Here is a 19,527-nt window from a genome sequence, read left to right as displayed (position 1 = left end):
GGAGATGTTTCGATGAAGGCATTGCTGCTTGTCGATATTCAGAACGGTTTTTGCCCCGGCGGTAACCTTCCGGTCCTTGAGGGCCACGAGGTCGTGCCGGTCGCAAACCGCCTGATCGAAAGCGGCAAATACGACTTCATCGTCGCCTCGCAGGACTGGCACCCCGAGGACCACGGCAGCTTCGCGTCGTCCCACCCCGATAAGGAACCGTTCGAGCTGGGCACGCTCTCCGGCAAGCCGCAGATGATGTGGCCGGACCATTGCGTCCAGGGCACCGAGGATGCCGAACTGCATCCCCACCTCAACATCGATGCGATCGACCTTATCATCCAGAAGGGATTGAACCGCTCGGTGGACAGCTATTCGGCCTTTCGCGACAATGACCGCGACGCCCACACTGGCCTTGCCGCCTATCTCAAGGATCAGGGTATTGCCGACCTCGACGTCTGCGGCCTGGCGACGGACTATTGCGTCAAGTTCTCGGCCCTCGATGCGCTCGAGATGATGCCGGGTATCAAGGTTCGTTTCATCGAAGACGCAAGCCGCGGCATCACGCCGGATGGCGTCGCAGCCGCCATCGAGGAAATGCGCCAGAAGGGCATCGCCATCATCACCAGCGAACAGGCGATATCGGGCTGATCAGTCCGTAGCGTCTCGCTGCAGCTGGTAGATGTCATCCGAGAAGTCGTCGATGCGCTTGGCGAGCACCGACTGCGCATCTTCCAGCCCCTGTTTGTAATAGGCCCCGCCGATCTCCTTGGCGAAGAAGTCCATCACGAATTCCGCCTTCAGAAGACCGATCGGTTGGTCGAGTTCGCTGTCGAAGTAGTGCTGGATGCGCGCGATCAGCGCAGCCTTGTCTTCCTTCGAAAATTCAATCGGCTTCATCATGTCCTCGGCGTTGATTTCCCCGTTGAACCGTTCAGCGAAATCGATCGGTCAATCAAGGAAATTCGTTTGCAGTGAACCATCTGCGCCAATAGACGGAGGCAAACTTCCAGAAGGATCGTCGCCGATGAGTCGCGCGAATTTCATCGAAGGCATGCGCGGCGGTTTTCCCGTCGCTGTTGCCTCCGCACCGTTCGGCGCATTGTTTGGCGCCCTCGCCGTCGACCACGGCATGTCGCTTGCCGAACTGACGTTCATGAGCGCCACCGTTTATGCAGGTGCCAGTCAGCTTGTCGGCCTCGAGCTGTTCGGCCATGACGTGCAGGCGTGGCTGATCGTCGCCTCGATCCTGGCCGTCAATTTTCGCCACGTGCTCTATTCGGCCGCCATTGCCCCCTACATCAAACACTTCACCGCGGTGCAGAAGTTCTTCACCTTCTTCCTGCTCGTCGATCCGCAGTTTGCCGAAACGGTAAAGCGCGGCGAAGCTGGCAAGGAGGTGTCCTTCGCCTGGTATTTCGGTTTTGGGATTGTCATCTACATCCCCTGGATATGCGTCAGCCTTCTGGGAGGCTTGCTCGGTAGCCTGATCGGCGATCCGAAGTCGATCGGCCTCGACATCCTGCTGCCGGCCTATTTCCTGGGGATCGTTCTCGATTTCCGCCACCGCGACAATTTCCTGCCGGTTGCGGTCGTCAGCGCCATCGCGTCGATAATTGCATATCGTTACGTCGGCTCGCCCTGGCATGTGAGCTTGGGTGCAGCCGCAGGCATTGTTCTTGCCGCCCTGCTCCCGCCTCCGCCGCATGAACAGGAACTCGAATCCGACCTGCATGAGGTGTGACCGTGAGTTTTGATCTTCATATGGCGCTGATCATCGTCGCCGCAGCGGTCGCGACCTACGGCACCCGCATTGGCGGCTACATCCTCATCACGACGATGAAGCGGATACCGCCGCGCATGGAAGCAGCCCTTGCCGCCGTGCCCGCAGCCGTGCTGACGACACTCGTCGCACCGGCATTCTTTTCCGGTGGGTGGGACTCGAAGCTCGCGCTTATCGCTGCCCTGCTCGTCGGCCTCCGGGTGTCGCACACCTGGATGCTCGCGGTCGCATGGGTCATCGTCATGACGTGGCGCCACACGATCGGCGCCTGATCGGAAAGACGCCGGAGCAAACCGGCGTCCGTCATATTCTTAGCCTCAGTATTCGAGCGGCAGCGTCGCGTTCTCGAGCCAGGCCTTGATGTCCCGGTCGTGGATCAGCGGCATCAACGCCTCGCGCGTGCGTTCGTGATAGCTGTTGAACCAGTGCAGCTCGTCATGGGTCAGCAACTCGGGGATCACGAGGCTGCGATCGATCGGGCAGAAGGTCAGTGTTTCGAAACCAAGCATTGGCTGATCGCCGCCCTCGACCGCCTCGGCGTCGCGCACGTAGACGAGATTTTCGATTCGGATCCCGAAAGCACCGGGCCGGTAGTAGCCGGGCTCGTTCGACAGGATCATCCCCGGCAGGAGCTCCTGTGTCGACAATCTCGAAATCCGCTGCGGGCCTTCATGCACCGAAAGATACGAGCCGACGCCATGGCCGGTGCCGTGACCGAAATCCGCGCCCGCGCGCCACAAGGCGATGCGCGCCAGCGGATCGAGATCGCAGCCGCGCGTCCCCTTCGGAAAACGGGCGGTGCTGATCTGGATCATCCCCTTCAATACGAGCGTGAAGAAACGCCGCTGCTCTTCGCTGACGGACCCAATGCCAACCGTCCGCGTGATATCCGTGGTGCCGTTGACGTACTGCGCCCCGGAATCGATGAGGAACAGCTCGCCCGCCTCGAGTTTTCGGTTCGACTCTGTCGTCACCCGGTAGTGCATGATCGCCGCATGCTCGCCGGCTCCCGAGATCGTGTCGAAGGAGATATCCTTCAGCGGATTCTGCATGCTCTCGCCGACACGCGCGCGGACGGCCTCGAGCCTCTCGGCAACCTCGATCTCGCTGACTGTCCCCGGCTTCGTCTGCGACAGCCAATAGAGGAACTCGACCATGGCCGCGCCGTCCTGAAGGTGCGCGGCGGCAGAACCGTTGATCTCGACGTTGTTCTTCACGGCGCGCGGCAGCTTCGCGGGATCTCCTCCCTCGACCACGACGCCGCCGGCAGCGCGGATGATATCAGTGAGGCCGTATGACGTCAGATCGGGGTCGATCAGTACGCGACCGTCGTCCTTTGAAACGGCGGCAAGCTTTCCGTCGAGCGACGACGGCGGCAGTTGCTGGCAGAGCTGCGCAAGATAGGCTTCCGCCTCGATTCCTGTCTTGCGCTTGTCGAGAAAGAGATCGGCCTTGCCATCGGCATAGATGATGGCGCGCGCTAGCGGGTGCGGCGTGTGCGGCACGTCACTGCCGCGAATGTTGAAGATCCACGCAACCGAGGACGGATCGGCGATCAGAACGGCCTTGAGGTTGCGCTTGGCAAGATCAGCCGCAATGGTCGCGAGCTTGTCCGTGGCCAGCACCCCAGCCTGGGCGATATTCTGAATGTTGACGGCTCCGAGCGGCTCCTGTGGCCGATCACTCCAGAGGCGATCAAGCGGGTTATGCGGCAGGATGACAAGCGTCCCACCGATCTCGCCCAGTGCCTTCTCGAGGCGTCGCACTTCCGCACCCGAATGCAGCCACGGATCGATGCCGAGCCTCAATCCCTTCGAGCCATGCTTGGCAAGCCAGGCGTGTGGCGGCTCGTTGACAAGATCACCGCCGGTATAGACCGAGCCGTCCACCTGCTCGGCAAGCTGCGTGACATAGCGGCCGTCGACGAATACGATCGCCTGCGTTCTGGTGACCAGCGCCATGCCGGCCGAGCCCGTGAAACCGGTCAGCCAGGCAAGACGCTCGGCGCAGGCTGGGACATATTCACCGTTGAATTCGTCCGCGCGCGGCACGAGAAACGCATCAATCCCCAAGGCATCGAAATTTTCGCGCAGACCGGAAACCCGATCGCGGCCGAATTGTGGCGTGGACGTGACTTCAAAAGATTGGAACATGCTCGGAAACCTGATGTTGAGGACGAATCCCGCGGTAGAGATTGGCGGCTATCCTATCGTAAATTCACGATGAATGGCAAAGAGGCGAACCGCCGCCATGCCAACCGCCGGCTATTATTTTGGCAGAAATGAGGCGCCATTTTCAGGTTTGGCACGCTTTATGCATTCCCTGCATGGCTCCCATGAACGAAACCCTCTGCCTCAAGTTTTCTAAATAGCTATATAGGCGCCATCACAACGGTTCGAGACGGACCGCCAACGAACAAAAGGAATTTCAAGATGACTGCCCCTCTGTCGCGCTTCGCTTACAGCAGCCCGGTACAGGCTGGCGAGCGCCAGACCGTGCGTCACGTTATCGGCTCGCGCCGCCCGCTGAACGAGGACACCCTCAAGCTGCTCGGCGCCGGTCAAAGAGTTACGCGCCACCAGGTCGCAACCAGCTACGCGTTCTGAGCAACTCGCCGCTCCGTTCTCCTCCTCCCTCATCGGACCGGCGATCAGAACCAGTAGAAGCCCGCTCGAGCGCTCCTCCTCCTTCGAGCTCGCGGGATCGGCCGGGAAACCGGCTCAAGGCGGTGCCATTGGCACCGCCTTTTATTTTGTCCTGATCCGCCCGCTCCTCACGGACGATCGAGGTGGATCGTCACCCAGCCGTTGCGCCAGATCGTGCGCACATGGCGAAGGTGCGCGCCGTTATAGGCAGCAAGCACCTTCCACCGCTGAGACGCCAGAATCCCCGAGAGAATGACGGAGCCACCGGGCGCCAGATGATTGACGAGCTGCGGCGCCATCTTGATCAGCGGTCTCGCCAGGATGTTGGCGATGATCAGGTCGAATGGACCGTTCTCGGCAAATGCCGTCGAATGGAAGCCGGGCGCCGTCACCGCCTTGATCCCGGATGAAATCCCATTGGCGCGCACATTCTCGGCCGCCACCCGCGTCGCGATCGGATCGATGTCGGTCGCGAGGACCGGAATGTTCTTCAGCTTGCGAACCGCGATCGCCAGGACGCCGCTGCCGGTTCCAAGATCGAGGGCATTCCGAACACGCCGCGCCCGCACCACGCGATCGATCGTCTCCAGGCAGCCCGCCGTCGTGCCGTGATGACCGGTGCCGAATGCCTGGCCGGCCTCGATCTCGATCGCGATGTCGCCCATGCGAACCTTGTCGCGATCATGAGACCCGTGAACGAGGAACCGCCCTGCCCGTACCGGCTTCAACCCTTCAAGTGACTTGGCCACCCAGTCGATGTCGGGAATGACCTCTCGCACGACGACCGCCCAGGGAAACGCGTGGCTCAGAGCCTCCTCGACGCGCGACCGCACCTCGGCTTCGTCTTCGCGCATCATGTAGACCGACGCCTCCCATATGTCCTTCTTCTCGTCGATCTCCGTCGTCGCGATCGCGAAATCTTCTTCGCCGAACACCTCGCTCAGCAGATCGAGGATCTCACCGGCAAGTACTTCGGTGGTCGTGACGTAAAGGCGTATTTCACTCAAGGTCGGTCTTTCCCGTTATTGTGCGCCATCGATCCATGGCGGAGACGGCGTATCATATCCGGAAACGCCGCGAAGCAGTTTTTGTGAAAAGGCAGGTATTCTGAAAAGCACCGGCACCACAAGATCGCGCAGCGCCGTCGACAGCGGACTCTTCATGGTGAACAGGGATGTCAGCATCCGGGTCTGCTTCAAGACAGTCATCACGGCCGGCATGCGCAAGGAGGAGTACTCGCGTTCGCGTCCTTCAGAGATCAGCCAGGCCAGCCAGCACGCGTCCTCTATCCCGAGATTCATGCCCCTGGCACCCGCCGGAGAATGAATATGCGCGGCATCGCCGGCAAGAAACACACTGCCCTTCGCCATCGTCTCGACATGGCGGAAATGAATGCGGAAATCGGACGCCCAGAGCCGCTCGGCCACCGGCGCCGGATGCACGATGCGGCTTTCGAAATCCGGCAGCGTCGAGATATACCGCAGCACATCCCGCTCCACCGGCAAGCGTCCGATCATCCCGGGATCGACAAGGCTGACTTCAGCGAAATTGGGATCGATGTCGCGGGTATAGCGAAAGTCCGCGAGATAGAAACTGCTCTCCAGCGCATCGCCGGGAAATCCGAAGCCGATCGCCCGGCGCACGGCGGAGTGCGCCCCATCAGCACCAATAACGATGTCGAAAGAAGCCGTTTCCTCCGATCCGTCAGGCTTGCGCAGTGTCACCTGGGGCTTTGGAGAGTCGAGCGACACGGCCTCTACAGACGTGTGCCATTCCGGCGTGACTTCATAGTTCGACAACGCAACAATAAGCAGGCGTTCGGTATGCCCCTGGGCAAGCGCATAAAGGGCGCCGTAGGGTCCTGATATCCGTGTTGTATCAAGTGCCGCGAGAGTGCGGTTCTTCGAAACCATTCGAAACTGCTTGAGCTGATGGGCCTCCTGCAGGAGGGCGTCGCTGACGCGCGAAGGCGACAACAGCGTCAACGTGCGGGCGTTGACACCCAAGGCACGGCTCTCGACGAGCGGCACAGGTCCGACATCACTATCGACGAGCCGGGGACGAAATCCTCGCCGGGCGAGTTCAAGGGCCGCCGTCAGGCCGGTCGTGCCGGCCCCCACGATGAGGATGCTTCGATGTCCGGGCGCCATGTCGTCATCCCTTGTTGACGAGGTTCTCCAGCTTTTTTACCGCCGTATCGGGATTTTCTCCATAGGCGATCGTGCCGGAGAAACGCCCGTCGGAATCCAGGAGGAAGACCGAGGCCGTATGATCCATCGTATAGTCGCCGTTCGGGTTGTTCTCGTCGACAGGGACTTTCTTGGCATAGACGCGGTATCCCTTGATAACGTCGGCAACCTTGTCCGGCGCTCCGGAAATGCCGACGATCCGCTTCGACACATTCGATACATACTGGTTCATGACATCGGGTGTGTCCCGCTCGGGATCGACAGTCACGAAATAAGCCTGCAACTTGTCCCCCCTGGGATCGACCTTTTCCAGCCAGCCGTTCATTTCAAACAGCGTCGTCGGGCAGACTTCCGGGCAATGGGTGAAACCGAAGAACAGCGCCGTCGGCTTGCCTCGGAACGCCTGCTCGGTAATCGGCTGGCCATTCTGCGCGACAAGCGTGAACGGGACGCCGAACGGCCCCTCGGACATAGCTTCCTTGGTCTTGGTAACGTTCAGCGTCAGCCAGCCAAGAATGCCTGCCATCAGCAACACGGCAACCCAGACGGCGATGCGTACATTCTTCATCGATCTACTTTCCCGGACAGTTTAAGCGCTTTCCCGCCTGATATCGTTTCGTTCCGCCGGGCGCAATTCAACAAGACGTTCCCTATCCGCGGTTTATTGCCATCCCCCCGCGCAGACGCACATCGTTAGCAATAGCTTAAAGAAACATATCTATATTTAGCCATGGATGGAACGACCCAAAAGTTCGAAGGCATGACGTCTGTCTGGTAGGCACCCCGCCGGATTATCCGCTTGTGAGCGAAAGAAACATGCCCGCGCCTCGGCGCGGAGGGGATAGTCTTCACATGACACATGCGAAAGTGCGCAAGAGCCTCTCTGTCAGCCAGAGGCTCGGAACCTTGGCGGGCGCCGCCTTTATCGGATTCGGCTCCATGCTGGCGGTCGGTTGGTACGAAAATACGGTGGTCGATGGCGCCCTGCGCCGCGCCAACGAAATCCAGGCGAGCGTCGATCACATCAACGCCATGCGCACAGCCAATCTGACCCTGATCCTGGCGGCCATGGACACGATCGTCGACCGCGGCGACAAGGTCGTCGCACCGGAGCGGATCGCGCTGATGAATGCATCAGTCGAGACGCTGTCAGGCGGTTCGAAGGAAATGCATTTGCTCGCCGACGAACTGAACGCCCCTGGTGTTCTCACCAATTACGACTCGGATGTCTCCGCGCTGAAGCAGAAGATCCTGGGCGACCTGAAGGCCGCCGTGGAGACTGGCGCGGCGGAGAGCGAATTCGACAAGCTCGACGACGCCATCGATGCGGGCGGCGACAAACTCATCACGACGCTGGATAAGCTCGCGCTCGATGGCGGCGACGTTGCCAAGAAGCGCATCGATGAAGCAAATGCCATCTCACAAAACGCCGTCTACATTCAGCTTGGCCTCGGCATCATCGCCATCCTGATGATGGGTATGCTGCAGTACATTCACGGCGGCTCCATCCGGCGCGGCATCGACGCTGTCCGAAAGAGCATGCAGCGCATCATGAGCGGCGACATAAACAGCCTCGTTCCCGCAACCGATCGCGGCGACGAGATCGGCGACATGGCACGCGCCGCGGAAAGCTTCCGCCAGGCCGCAATCGACAAGCAGGCGCTCGAAGCCCGCAGCGAAAGCGAACGCCAGCAGAGCGACGCCGACCGTCGCAGCCGTGAAGCGGCCAAGCTTGCCGACACCGAAGAGCTCGGCAAGGCGGTCAGCGAGCTCGGCCAGGCGCTGACCCGTCTCGCCGCCGGTGACGTGACCGTCACGATCGACCGCGCCTTCAAGCCCGAGCTGGAACCGCTGCGCGCCGACTTCAACCGGACCACCGCGACGCTCCGCCAGACGATGTCAGGCATCTCCCAGAATGGCGCGTCCATCCAGGCAAACGGCCGGCAGATGCGCTCGGCCGCCGACGACCTCGCAAAGCGCACCGAACAACAGGCGGCATCGCTCGAGGAGACCTCGGCTGCGCTCGACCAGATCACCGCAACGGTTCGCAATGCCACCAACCGTGCCGAAGAAGTCGGCCACATGGTCGCTCATACTCGCCAAAGCACGGCGAAATCGGATATGGTCGTGACCGACGCGATGGCCGCCATGGAGCGAATCGCCACCGCCTCGCGTGAGATCGGCACCATCATCAACGTCATCGACGAGATCGCTTTCCAGACCAACCTGCTTGCGCTGAACGCAGGCGTCGAGGCAGCCCGCGCGGGCGAAGCCGGCAAGGGCTTCGCGGTCGTTGCGCAGGAAGTGCGTGAGCTTGCCGGTCGGGCAGCAGGCGCGGCCAAGGATATCAAGGCCTTGATCGGAAAATCCAACACCGAGGTGAAGGCTGGCGGTGAACTCGTGACCGCCGCCGGCGAAGCGCTTCGCCAGATCGGCGAAGATGTTTTGCGGATCGACGAACATGTTAAATCAATCGTAACCTCTGCACGCGAACAATCCACCGGACTGAACGAAATCAATACGGCCATCAGCCAGATGGACCAGGTCACGCAGAAGAACGCGGCCATGGTGGAAGAAACGAACGCAGCAAGCCATGCGCTCGCCACCGATGCCGATAGCCTGATCCACCTGATCCAGACGTTCAAGATCGGCGAAGGCATGAATGCCCGTTCCACGCCGCGGGAAGCCACAGCAGTCTCGCATCCGAAACCATCTCCCGCACGAAGCCTGATCGGCAAGGTCGCGGGCGCATTCAGCGGCGGTGCAACCGCCAGAGCCATGGCCGCACCGGCCGGAGACAACTGGGAAGAATTCTGATCATGAACAACACCGTCATCAACCAGACCGGCTCGCATCTCGAGATTGTCTCCTTCCATCTCGGCGAGCAGGAATTCTGCATCGACATCATGGCGATCCGCGAAATCCGCGGCTGGGCGCCCGTGACGCCGATGCCGCACACGCCGCCTTACGTCCTCGGCCTCATCAACCTGCGTGGCGCGGTGATCCCGGTCATCGACATGGCCTGCCGCCTCGGCATGAAGATGACGGAGCCTTCCGAGCGCTCCGCGATCATCGTCACCGATATCGCCGGCAAACTCGTCGGCCTGCTGGTCGAACAGGTTTCCGACATGATGACCATCAAGAGCGAAGACCTGCAGCCAGCACCGGAAATCATCCCGGAAGCCCAGCGCGCCTTCTGCCGCGGCATCGTGGCCCTCGAGAAGACGATGGTCTGCTTCCTCAACCTCGACACCGTCATTGCCGACGAATTGACCCGCGAAGCCGCCTGACGAATTCGACGAGCCTCGCGGGGCTCGCCTGGAAAGCCTTTGAAACCGCTCGCACCAAACCGTTGCGCGCGGTTTTTTCATGAACGGCGTAGCGTGCTGCCGTCCGAACAAAGCACACGGCCGGACGTTTTCATCGGAACGACATCGGGCCGATTAAGATGAACGAAGAGAACGCCGGCTACACCGGAGGATGCGCCTGCGGCGCCATCCGCTACTGGATAGACGAAGCGCCACTGGCGAGCGGCATCTGCCACTGCCGGACGTGCCGCAAGGTGGCGTCCGCGCCGACCCTGCCATTCGTCACCTTCCCGGCGCGATCGCTGGTGTACGAACAAGGGGTTCCGAAAGCCTTCACGTCGTCGAAGGGCGTCCTGCGCACCTTCTGCGGCGCATGCGGTTCCCCGCTCAGCTATCGGAACGATGCGGAGCCCGGTCTGGTGGACATGATGACTGTCAGCCTCGACGCGCCGGATGCTTATCCGCCGAGCTTTCACGTCTGGACCTCGGAGAAGGTCTCATGGGACGTCATCTGCGACGAGCTTCCGGCCCATCCGCAGAGCCGCCCCTAGCCCCAGCTGATCGCTGCTCGAATGCTACTCGACGATCTCGACGCTAAAAGCAAAGCGCCGGCTCTCGCCCGGCGGCAGTGTCAGGCTGTAAGGCCGCTTCGCCAGTTCCTTCGAGCCATCCTTCTCGGCGGCCATCCCATGCCAGGGTTCGACACAGAGGAACGGCGCACCTACCTTTTGCCAGAGCGCCAGATTGGGCAGATTTTCGAAGGTGAAATGCAACGTCGGGCCACCCTCGGCGCCGTAGCGCAGCCCCTTCCCGGCATCCTCAGGAAAGATCATCGCATCCTGCTCGAACATGCTGTGATCAAGCACAAGCCGTCCCCCCTCGAAGGGAGAGGCCAGATGTCCAGGCGCAATCAGCCCGCCTTCCAGTCGAGCCAGGCCGGGCTCACCGCCGTTGTCGAGTGTTACGATGTGATCCTGCCCTGCCGCGCCCGGCAAGGGCCAGACGAAGGCGGGATGAAAGCCCAGCCCGAAGGGCATCGGCTTCTCGTCGCGATTGGTGACCTCGGCGGCAACCGTCAGCGTCCGTTGATCGAGCGTATGCTCGACCGCCAGGAGGAAATCGAACGGATAGGCCGCCATCGTCGCCGACGATGACGCAAGCTCGTAGCGGCACATGCTGGCGCTGGAAGATGCAAGCGTGAATTCCGCCCGCCGGGCAAAGCCGTGCTGGTTCATCGGATAGCTCTGGCCGTCGATCATGACAGCGTCGCCGGGCGCCTTGCCGACGATAGGAAACAGGATGGGGGAACGCCCGCCCCAGAAAGCGGCATCGCCATTCCAGAGCCACGACCTGCCGTCACTGCTGTCGAGCACCTGCATCTCGGCTCCCAGAGAGGAGACATCGACCGTCAGATATTGGTTGGCAATCCGTGTCAGGCTTGGCATCGAACGTCCTCTTCGAGTTGACCGTGGCGGACCATAACTGCGCCGCCCGCCGATTTCCATCGACAGTTTGGCGCAGACCCACCCTATTGTGGCTTGCCGTTCTTCCAGGTCACGCTCTGCCCATAGAGCGGGATCGTCGAAATCGCCATCTTGGCCGAGCCGTCGGTCAGTTCGCGGGAATGCACGAGATAGATCAAGGTGTCGTTTTCCTTGTCGTATATCCGGTTGACGACGAGCTTCTTCCAGATCAGCGAAATGCCTGTCTTGAACACCTCGTCGCCGCCCTTCGACAGGTCGATATCGCCGATCTCGATCGGCCCCGTCTGGCGGCAGGAGATGGAGTTGTTCGAGGGGTCTTCGAACCACTTGCCGTTCTTCACGCGGTCGATGACGCTGCGGTCGAAATAGGTGACATGGCAGGTCACCCCCTTCACCTGCGGGTCGGCCACCGCATCGACGATGATGTCGTTACCGATCCAGTCGACCCCAACCTTACCGACGACATCGGCCGCCGCCGGCCCGGCGGCAAGACCAATGAACGAGGCGGCGGCAAGCGCTCGATAGCTGTTTCTGGACATGGCGGCTCCCTGATTGCACCGCATCTAAGGTAAGAGCGTGCGATGTCTTTACAAGGAAGCGATCACGCCTTCCGGCAGGTGCAGGCTTCATAGCCTTCAGGCATCAGCCTGCCGGGCTTCATGCCGATCAGCGACGGAATGGCATTCACAGCCGCGGCACCAACCGTCTTTGCCATGGCGATCGCGGCATGCGCGCAGACGGCAGCGTCTTCTGCGGCATTGTGGTGGGCAAAGCGCAGACCGAGATGCTCGGCGATGATGTTCAGCCTGTGCGACAGGAAGTGCGGCCAGATTCGCTGCGCCATTTTCAGGCTGCAGAGATAGGTCAGTTCCGGATAGGATTGCCTGTAGAGATCGAGGCTCGCGCGCCAGACGCTGAAATCGAACGACGCATTGTGCGCGATCATCGTCGCGCCCCGGAAATCGTCGTGAAACTCGTCCATGACCTCCGGAAATTCGGGCGCATCCTCGACATGCTCCGGACGAATGCCGTGGATGGCGATGTTCATGCCCGAGAAGCGCATCTCCTTCGGCCGGATCAGCCGCTCCTCGACGCGGGTCACCTCGCCGTCCTCGATCCACGCCAATCCCACCGAGCAGGCGCTGCCGCGCTGCTCGTTGGCTGTTTCGAAATCAATGGCGATGGTTTTCAAGTGGCATCCGTGAGTCGGTATCTTTGCACCGATTTAGCGTTGCGGAGAGCCGGAGGTAAACACCCCGGCTTGACTCAAGCGCCGCCATCAACGACTTTCCTCGCATGATCGGATCACGCGCCATTCTTACGACCATGCACCACACCACGGCCCATGCAGGGCTCGGGGGAGCATTGGCGCGTTAATCGACCGATCGATCCCGAAGACCCTGCCGAGGTGAGCAGGGTTTTCGAAGCTTGCTCTCCTCCACAAATTCAAGGAGAGCGTTTTGGACAATCCGGAAGTACAACCACTCAAACCGCCCGTGACGGGCGTGACGATCCGCGCGATGCGCGCAAGCGATATCGAACCGGTAACGGCCATGCTCAACCTGCCAGGCTTTCGCCACGGCACGCTTCGTCTTCCCTATCAGAGCGTCGAAGAGACACGGAAGCGTTTCGAGACGATGCCGCAGGGCAACGTAAGCATTGTCGCGGAGTTCGATGGTGTGCCGGTCGGCGACGCACATCTTATGCGCCTCCAGGGACGGCGCAGCCACGCGGCGAGCATCGGCATGGGCGTGCACGATGATTTCACCGGAAAAGGCGTCGGCAGCGCGTTGATGCAGGCCCTTGTCGATACGGCGGACAATTGGCTTGATATCAAGCGGCTGGAGCTCACGGTCTACACGGATAACGCTGCCGCCCTTGCGCTCTACACGAAGTTCGGTTTCGAGACGGAGGGCCAGTTAAAGGCCTTCGGCTTCCGAGACGGCACCTATGTAGACGCCTACACGATGGCGCGGATCAGACTGTAGAATGAGGCGAAGGCTAGCGCCCTCACCCGCTGATCAGCGCCAGCCACTCATCCTCGTCCATCGTCTGAACGCCGAGCTCGCGCGCCTTGTCGAGCTTGGACCCAGCGCCTGGGCCTGCAACGAGGATGTCGGTCTTCTTCGACACCGAGCCCGCGACCTTGGCGCCGAGGCTTTCGGCTCGCGCCTTGGCCTCGTCGCGCGTGAACTTCTCGAGCGAGCCGGTAAAGACAACCGTCTTTCCGGCCACCGGGCTGTTCGAAGCCGCGACCTGCTCCGCCGGCAAGGGCGTCCCGTCGTTCAACTCGGCCACCAGGCGCGAGATCACCTCGACATTGCGCGGCTCCTTGTAGAACTCCACGATCGCGCGGGCGACGATCTCGCCGATGCCTTCGATGGCATTGAGATCGTTCCACGCATCGCCCGACAGCGGCGCGGCGGCTTCCATCGCTGCGCCGAAATCCGCATAGGTGCCGTAGGAGCGCGCCAGCAGCTTCGCCGTCGTCTCGCCGATGTGGCGGATGCCGAGTGCGTAGATGAACCGGTGCAGCGCAATGCTGCGCCGTTCGTTGATCGCCGCATAAAGCTTGCCGACACTGACTCTCCCGAATCCCTCGATGTTTTCGAGCTTTGTAAGGGAGGACGCCTGCCGCTTCTCCAGCGTAAAGATATCGGGCGCCGTGCGGATCTGCAGCGCCGGATCCTCGCTCTCGAAGAAGAAATCGATCTGCTTCGATCCGAGGCCCTCGATATCGAAGGCGTTGCGCGAGACGAAATGCTTCAGGTGCTCGGTGGCCTGCGCACGGCAGATGAAACCGCCGGTGCAGCGTGTCACCGAATCGAGCTTGCCTGTCTTCTCGTTCTTTTCCCTTACCGCATGGCTTCCGCAGACAGGGCATTTCTGTGGGAAATCATAGCGGACCGCATCGGCCGGTCGCTTCTCCATGACAACGTCGAGCACCTGCGGAATGACGTCTCCTGCCCGCTGCACGATGACCGTGTCGCCGATGCGGATGTCGTGACCCTCTTCACGAATGCGCTCGCCTGAATTGCCGATACCTTCGATGTAGTCGGCGTTATGCAGCGTCGCATTGGTCACGACGACACCGCCGACTGTAATTGGTGTCAGCCGCGCAACCGGCGTCAGCGCGCCGGTGCGCCCTACCTGGATATCGATATTCTCGACGCTGGTGAAAGCCTGCTCCGCCGGGAATTTGTGCGCGGTCGCCCAGCGTGGGCTGCGCGAGCGGAAACCGAGCCGTTGCTGCAATTCCAGGCCATCGACCTTGTAGACGACACCGTCGATGTCGTAGTCGAGATTCGGCCGCTTCAGGCCGATTTCATCGTAATGAGCCAGGATATCGGCAACCGAGTTCAGCCGGTTCATCAGCGGATTGACCGGGAAACCCCATTCCTTGAAGGTCTGCACCATGTCGAACTGGGTTTTCGGCAGATCATTTGGCTCCGAGATTTCGCCCCAGGCATAGGCGAAGAATCGCAGCTTGCGGCTGGCCGTGACCTTGGCGTCGAGCTGGCGCAGCGAGCCGGCCGCCGTATTGCGCGGGTTGACGTAGGTCTGCTTGCCCTCCGCTTCCATCTGCCTGTTCAGCGCCATGAAGTCGCTCTTGGCCATATAGACTTCGCCGCGCACCTCGACGACATCTGGCACGCCCGCAGGCAGCGTCTGGGGGATTTCCTTGATCGTCCGGATATTGGCCGTGACGTTTTCGCCTGTCGTGCCGTCGCCTCGCGTGGCAGCACTCACGATCTTGCCGTTTTCGTAGCGGATCGACATGGAGAGCCCGTCGATCTTCGGCTCCGCCGTGAAGGCAATCGACTGGTCCGGCAGGCGGCCGAGGAAGCGATAGACGCTTGCCACGAAGTCCTGCACGTCTTCCTGCGAAAACGTATTGTCGAGCGACAGCATCGGTCGCGCATGTACGACGGGTGTGAAGGTTTCCGAAGGCGCGGCACCGACGCGCCGCGACGGGCTATCCTCACGAATGAGCTCGGGAAACCGCGCTTCGATCGCATCGTTCCGCCGTTTCAGCGCATCATATTCCGCGTCCGAGATCGCTGGACGATCCTCGCCGTGATAGAGCTCATCGTTGCGGCCGATCTCCTTGGCGAGACGTTCAAGCTCGGCGGCGGCATCTTCGATCGTCAGGGCATCAACGGCTACGGCTTCGGTCGACATTCGGCTCTCGCTCCACGGAATCTGGAGTCGTTTTAGAGCAAAATGGATGGATTGAAAGAGAGCGAGACATCTTCTGCGACGCCTCTCTCCAATTCGGTGATTGCGAAATCAGCCGTTCCCGGCCAGAAGCCGCGCGGCCGCGGCCCTCGCCTCTTCCGTTACCGAGGCACCCGCCAGCATACGGGCGATTTCTTCGGTGCGGTCGCCGGGCGCCATCGTCGCAACACGGGTCGCGATCTTCTCGGAGCCTTCGGCAGCCGGGCCCTTCGAGATCAAGAGATGCGTTGCCGCCCGCGCCGCGACCTGCGGGGCATGCGTCACCGACAGCACCTGCACGCGATCGGAAAGCCGTTTCAGGCGCTGACCGATCGCATCCGCGACAGCGCCACCGACGCCGGTGTCGATTTCATCGAAAACAAGCGTCGGAGCGGAGCCGCGATCGGCAAGCGCCACCTTCAGGGCAAGCAGGAATCGCGAAAGCTCGCCGCCCGATGCCACCTTCATGATTGAACCGGGACGCGTGCCGGGATTGGTCTGGACGTGGAACTCGACCACGTCGATACCTTCGGAACTTGCATCCTCTGGATTGGTGGTGATTTCCACCATGAAACGTGCACGTTCGAGCTTCAGCGCCGGCAGCTCCGCCATGACCGCAGCAGCAAGGGCGTCACCCGCTTGATGCCGCTTGTCGGAAAGCGTGCGCGCCGTGGCCTCGTAGTTTGCCCTGGCGACACCGACCTCGGCCTGAAGTTTGGCGAGTTTCTCCTCGCCAGCATCGACATCGGCAAGATCGCTGATCATGCGGACGGCCAGCGCCGGCAGCTCGGTGACCGGAACAGAATATTTGCGGGAGGCCGCGCGCAAGGCGAACAGACGCTCTTCGACGCGTTCGAGTTCCTTCGGATCGTACTCTGTCTTTCGCAGCGCCGCCTCGACTTCCATCTGGGCGTTGGAAAGCTGGTCGAGAGCCGCGTCCAGAAGCGCAACCGTGTCCTCCAGCAGACCCGGGGCCTCATGGCTCTTGCGCTCCAGCCTGCGCACCAGCGAGGCGATGTGCGGCACAGGAGAGGCGTTGCCGTTGAGGAATTCGGAAGCCTCGGCGATGTCGCCGGCGATTCGCTCGGCTTTCATCATCTTCTGGCGACGCTCGGCAAGCTCGTCTTCCTCGCCGTCCTGCGGCGCGAGCTTTTCGAGCTCGTCCACGGACGATCGCAGATAGTCTGCCTCGCGGGCAGCATTCTCCACCTTCTCGCGTTGCTTCTTCAGCGTCCGCTCGGTGTCGCGCCAGATCCGGTAGAGATTTGAAACAGCAGCAGCGTCTTCGTTGGTGCCTGCGAAAGCATCGAGAAGAATCCGATGCGCATGTGCATCGACCAAGGCTCGGTCATCGTGCTGGCCATGAATCTCGACGAGCATCTGTCCGGCCTGGCGCATCAGCTGGACGCTGAGCGGCTGGTCGTTGACATAGGCCTTGGTACGCCCGTCCGAATTCTGAACACGGCGGAAGATGAGATCGCCGTCATCGTCGATGCCGTTTTCGCGCAGCAGCTTACGAGCGCCGTGCTCCGGGCCGACATCGAAAACGGCCGTCACCTGCCCCTTGTCTTCGCCATGGCGAACAAGACCGCCATCTCCCCGCCCGCCAAGGGCAAGCGAGAGGCTATCGAGCAGGATGGATTTGCCAGCGCCGGTCTCGCCGGTCAGAACCGAGAGGCCGGTCTCGAAGGCAAGATCCAGCCGCTCGATCAAAACGATGTCGCGGATCGAAAGCTGGATCAGCATTTGCCTTAGGAACCGAGCATGAGTTTCTTGCCTGCAGCAGCAATCCACGAGCCCGGGTTTTCGCGCGGCTCAGTGCCACCGCTCTTCAGGAGCTTGTAGGAGTCGGCGTACCACTGGCTATCAGGATAGTTGTGGCCGAGCACCGCGGCCGCGGTCTGTGCTTCTTCGACGATGCCCATTGCGTAATAGGCCTCGACGAGACGCGCCAGCGCTTCTTCGATCTGGTTCGTGCTTGGATACTTTTCGACGACGTTCCGGAAGCGCGAGATCGCTGCGAGGTATTCCTTACGCTCCATGTAGTAGCGACCGACCTGCATTTCCTTGCCGGCCAGCTGGTCGCGGGCAAAGCGGATTTTGGCCTGCGCGTCATCGACATATTCCGAATCCGGATAGTTATCGATCACGGCCTGCATCGCCTCGACGGTCCTCGCCGCAGCGCGCTGGTCCTGCGTCACGTCGACGATCTGCTTGGAGTAGCTGAGACCGATAAGATACTGCACGTAGGCGGCATCCTTGGACTTCGGGTACTGCGCCATGTAGCGGTTGCCGGATGCAAGCGCATCGTCCAGGCGACCTTGGCGGTACTTGACGAAGGTGCTCATCACGAGCGCCTTGCGCGCCCATTCGGAGAACGGATTCTCACGGTCGATGGCGTCGAACTTGCGCACCGCCTCGGCCATGTTGCCGGCCTTCATGTTGGCAAGGCCCTGATTGTAGAGAACATCCGGCGGATCGTTTTCGAGGCCGAGCTTGGTAATATCGATATCGGGGTCCGACTGGCATCCGGAAATTAAGGCACCTGCGCTCAGCACCAAGAGCGATGCGAACAAAGCGCGCGCTGTCTTCATCATACTTTCAGACCCTGCATAACCCATCGGAACATTCCCAACCGCCGCCATCCCTCAACGGCAGCCACGCCTTGCTGGCGTTTCTAGCCACAAATGCATGGCTAGAGCAACGCAATGATGATGCATTAACGCATTTTTGTGGCGGCGCAGGTCATAATCGCCCGTTTTGCCTCCACAAACGGCACATATGTTGCCGCTAAACCTCTGCTGCCAAACGCCTATCGGGAATCACGGATGCCTGCCCCACATAAAAGAAACCGCCCCCCGGAGGAGGCGGCCCTGGCCTGAAATTGCGATGGAGGTCATGCCGACCAGGGAGCAAATTCCGGTGCGTTGACCCGGATGAAATCGCGGGGAGCAACGCGTTGGCGCGGCGCAGACGTCTCGACCACTTCATAGGCGGTCGGATCGCTGAGCAGTGCCTTGAGAGCATTGGCATTCATCTTGTGGCCGCCACGATAGGAGCGATAGCAGCCGATGAACGGCGCACCGGCAAGAGCCAGATCGCCGACGGCATCGAGCGCCTTGTGGCGTACGAACTCGTCCTTGGCGTAACGCAGGCCCTCGACGTTGATGACAGTGTTGTCGTCGGAGATGACGACGGAGTTCTCGAGCGAGGAACCAAGCGCATGACCGGAAGCCCACAGACGTTCGACATCGCGCATGAAGCCGAATGTACGAGCCCGGGACAGCTCAGCCTTGAAGGTCGCTGCGGTGATATCGCCTTCCCATTTCTGACGGCCGATCAGCGGGCAATCGAAATCGATCTCGACTTCGAAACGCATGCCGTCATAAGGGCGGAACTCGCTCCACGAACCACCGTGCTCGATACGGACAGGCTTGGTGATGCGGATGTAACGGCGCTTGACGCCGAGAGACACGAGGCCGACCTGCTCGACTGCTTCGATGAAGGGCATCGAGCTGCCGTCCATGATCGGCATTTCAGCGCCGTCGACTTCGATCAGAACGTTGTCGAGGCCAAGTGCATAGACCGCAGCCATGACATGCTCGATCGTCGCGACGGAGCGCGCCGGCGAGAAGCCGAGAACGGTGCAGAGATCCGTGTTGCCGACCTGCGAGGACACGGCGCGATATTCCGAAACTTCGCCGTTCTCGTGCATGCGGTTGAACACAACGCCCGTGTCGGCTTCAGCGGGGTTGAAGGTGATCGAAACGTCAGCACCGGAATGAACGCCGATCCCGGAAAGCGTGACCGGGCGCGATACCGTCGTTTGAAAACCCAACATGCCAATAACCATAAATCTTGCCTTTATTATCCCCGACGATTGCCCCGGCCTATATGCCGATAACCGTTCGC

20 protein-coding genes are annotated in these 19,527 nt (G+C 61.1%); 8 read left to right on the top strand and 12 right to left on the bottom strand.

Annotation, left to right across the window (positions count from 1 at the left end; genetic code table 11):
• The first annotated feature begins 12 nt into the window (after nucleotides 1–12).
• Complete coding sequence (gene pncA, locus ASE04_RS04615) at nucleotides 13–639, top strand: bifunctional nicotinamidase/pyrazinamidase (protein ID WP_056812725.1); 627 nt, start codon at nucleotides 13–15, stop codon at nucleotides 637–639.
• Here pncA and ASE04_RS04610 read toward each other — a convergent pair whose 3' ends face one another.
• The gene (locus tag ASE04_RS04610) at nucleotides 640–888 is read right to left on the bottom strand and encodes a DUF2164 domain-containing protein (RefSeq protein ID WP_056813142.1); all 249 of its coding nucleotides are present in this window, start codon (nucleotides 886–888) and stop codon (nucleotides 640–642) included.
• 127 nt (nucleotides 889–1,015) lie between these two features.
• Between ASE04_RS04610 and ASE04_RS04605 the strand changes: the two genes are divergently transcribed.
• Both ASE04_RS04605 and ASE04_RS04600 read left to right on the top strand, forming a co-directional pair.
• Nucleotides 1,016–1,732, top strand: coding sequence for an AzlC family ABC transporter permease (locus tag ASE04_RS04605; RefSeq protein WP_056812723.1), 717 nt, complete (start codon nucleotides 1,016–1,018; stop codon nucleotides 1,730–1,732).
• A gap of 2 nt (nucleotides 1,733–1,734) precedes the next feature.
• On the top strand, nucleotides 1,735–2,043 hold the full coding sequence (locus ASE04_RS04600) for an AzlD family protein (RefSeq protein WP_056812721.1): 309 nt from the start codon (nucleotides 1,735–1,737) through the stop codon (nucleotides 2,041–2,043).
• Nucleotides 2,044–2,088: 45 nt separating this feature from the next.
• Here ASE04_RS04600 and ASE04_RS04595 read toward each other — a convergent pair whose 3' ends face one another.
• Nucleotides 2,089–3,924: an aminopeptidase P family protein gene (locus ASE04_RS04595; RefSeq protein WP_056812718.1), complete on the bottom strand. Its 1,836-nt coding sequence runs from the start codon at nucleotides 3,922–3,924 to the stop codon at nucleotides 2,089–2,091.
• A gap of 279 nt (nucleotides 3,925–4,203) precedes the next feature.
• On the opposite strand from ASE04_RS04595, the gene ASE04_RS31120 reads away from it, so the two are divergent.
• Nucleotides 4,204–4,377: a hypothetical protein gene (locus ASE04_RS31120; protein ID WP_194273784.1), complete on the top strand. Its 174-nt coding sequence runs from the start codon at nucleotides 4,204–4,206 to the stop codon at nucleotides 4,375–4,377.
• Between the two features lie 167 nt (nucleotides 4,378–4,544).
• On the opposite strand, the gene ASE04_RS04590 is transcribed toward ASE04_RS31120, so the two are convergent.
• From ASE04_RS04590 to ASE04_RS04580, 3 genes are read right to left on the bottom strand one after another with little or no spacing between them, the layout of a single operon-like run.
• Nucleotides 4,545–5,423, bottom strand: a complete 879-nt coding sequence (locus ASE04_RS04590; RefSeq protein ID WP_056812715.1) for a 50S ribosomal protein L11 methyltransferase — start codon at nucleotides 5,421–5,423, stop codon at nucleotides 4,545–4,547.
• Between the two features lie 15 nt (nucleotides 5,424–5,438).
• Nucleotides 5,439–6,566 (bottom strand): FAD-dependent oxidoreductase, encoded by a 1,128-nt coding sequence (locus tag ASE04_RS04585; RefSeq protein WP_056812712.1) that lies wholly within the window; start codon nucleotides 6,564–6,566, stop codon nucleotides 5,439–5,441.
• A 4-nt stretch (nucleotides 6,567–6,570) separates the two neighbouring features.
• Entirely contained in the window at nucleotides 6,571–7,173 is a 603-nt protein-coding gene (locus ASE04_RS04580) for an SCO family protein (RefSeq protein ID WP_056812709.1), read from the bottom strand.
• A 284-nt stretch (nucleotides 7,174–7,457) separates the two neighbouring features.
• Here ASE04_RS04580 and ASE04_RS04575 point away from each other — a divergent pair, with 284 nt between their 5' ends.
• The 3 genes from ASE04_RS04575 to ASE04_RS04565 all read left to right on the top strand — a co-directional run bounded on the left by ASE04_RS04575 (nucleotide 7,458) and on the right by ASE04_RS04565 (nucleotide 10,464).
• Complete coding sequence (locus ASE04_RS04575; protein WP_056812706.1) at nucleotides 7,458–9,422, top strand: methyl-accepting chemotaxis protein; 1,965 nt, start codon at nucleotides 7,458–7,460, stop codon at nucleotides 9,420–9,422.
• A gap of 2 nt (nucleotides 9,423–9,424) precedes the next feature.
• Nucleotides 9,425–9,895, top strand: coding sequence for a chemotaxis protein CheW (locus ASE04_RS04570; RefSeq protein ID WP_056812703.1), 471 nt, complete (start codon nucleotides 9,425–9,427; stop codon nucleotides 9,893–9,895).
• Nucleotides 9,896–10,053: 158 nt separating this feature from the next.
• Complete coding sequence (locus ASE04_RS04565) at nucleotides 10,054–10,464, top strand: GFA family protein (RefSeq protein ID WP_056812701.1); 411 nt, start codon at nucleotides 10,054–10,056, stop codon at nucleotides 10,462–10,464.
• Between the two features lie 24 nt (nucleotides 10,465–10,488).
• On the opposite strand, the gene ASE04_RS04560 is transcribed toward ASE04_RS04565, so the two are convergent.
• The 3 genes from ASE04_RS04560 to ASE04_RS04550 all read right to left on the bottom strand — a co-directional run bounded on the left by ASE04_RS04560 (nucleotide 10,489) and on the right by ASE04_RS04550 (nucleotide 12,589).
• Nucleotides 10,489–11,358: an aldose 1-epimerase family protein gene (locus tag ASE04_RS04560; RefSeq protein WP_056812698.1), complete on the bottom strand. Its 870-nt coding sequence runs from the start codon at nucleotides 11,356–11,358 to the stop codon at nucleotides 10,489–10,491.
• A gap of 83 nt (nucleotides 11,359–11,441) precedes the next feature.
• Nucleotides 11,442–11,936, bottom strand: coding sequence for a CreA family protein (locus tag ASE04_RS04555; protein ID WP_056812695.1), 495 nt, complete (start codon nucleotides 11,934–11,936; stop codon nucleotides 11,442–11,444).
• Between the two features lie 62 nt (nucleotides 11,937–11,998).
• Entirely contained in the window at nucleotides 11,999–12,589 is a 591-nt protein-coding gene (locus ASE04_RS04550; RefSeq protein WP_056812691.1) for a 3'-5' exonuclease, read from the bottom strand.
• A gap of 268 nt (nucleotides 12,590–12,857) precedes the next feature.
• Here ASE04_RS04550 and ASE04_RS04545 point away from each other — a divergent pair, with 268 nt between their 5' ends.
• On the top strand, nucleotides 12,858–13,385 hold the full coding sequence (locus ASE04_RS04545) for a GNAT family N-acetyltransferase (RefSeq protein WP_056812689.1): 528 nt from the start codon (nucleotides 12,858–12,860) through the stop codon (nucleotides 13,383–13,385).
• Between the two features lie 22 nt (nucleotides 13,386–13,407).
• Here ASE04_RS04545 and ligA read toward each other — a convergent pair whose 3' ends face one another.
• The 4 genes from ligA to lpxC form a co-directional block, all read right to left on the bottom strand.
• Entirely contained in the window at nucleotides 13,408–15,579 is a 2,172-nt protein-coding gene (gene ligA, locus ASE04_RS04540; RefSeq protein WP_056812684.1) for an NAD-dependent DNA ligase LigA, read from the bottom strand.
• A gap of 108 nt (nucleotides 15,580–15,687) precedes the next feature.
• Nucleotides 15,688–17,361 (bottom strand): DNA repair protein RecN, encoded by a 1,674-nt coding sequence (gene recN / locus ASE04_RS04535; RefSeq protein WP_056812681.1) that lies wholly within the window; start codon nucleotides 17,359–17,361, stop codon nucleotides 15,688–15,690.
• 5 nt (nucleotides 17,362–17,366) lie between these two features.
• Entirely contained in the window at nucleotides 17,367–18,236 is an 870-nt protein-coding gene (locus tag ASE04_RS04530) for an outer membrane protein assembly factor BamD (protein ID WP_200960676.1), read from the bottom strand.
• A 275-nt stretch (nucleotides 18,237–18,511) separates the two neighbouring features.
• Nucleotides 18,512–19,468: a UDP-3-O-acyl-N-acetylglucosamine deacetylase gene (gene lpxC, locus ASE04_RS04525; protein WP_056812674.1), complete on the bottom strand. Its 957-nt coding sequence runs from the start codon at nucleotides 19,466–19,468 to the stop codon at nucleotides 18,512–18,514.
• Nucleotides 19,469–19,527: the final 59 nt, after the last annotated feature.

This window comes from Rhizobium sp. Root708 (genome assembly GCF_001429725.1).
In the GTDB taxonomy this organism is placed as follows: domain Bacteria; phylum Pseudomonadota; class Alphaproteobacteria; order Rhizobiales; family Rhizobiaceae; genus Rhizobium.
The sequence above is the reverse complement of the archived record's forward strand: the minus strand, read 5'-3'. Positions and strand labels throughout refer to the sequence as shown.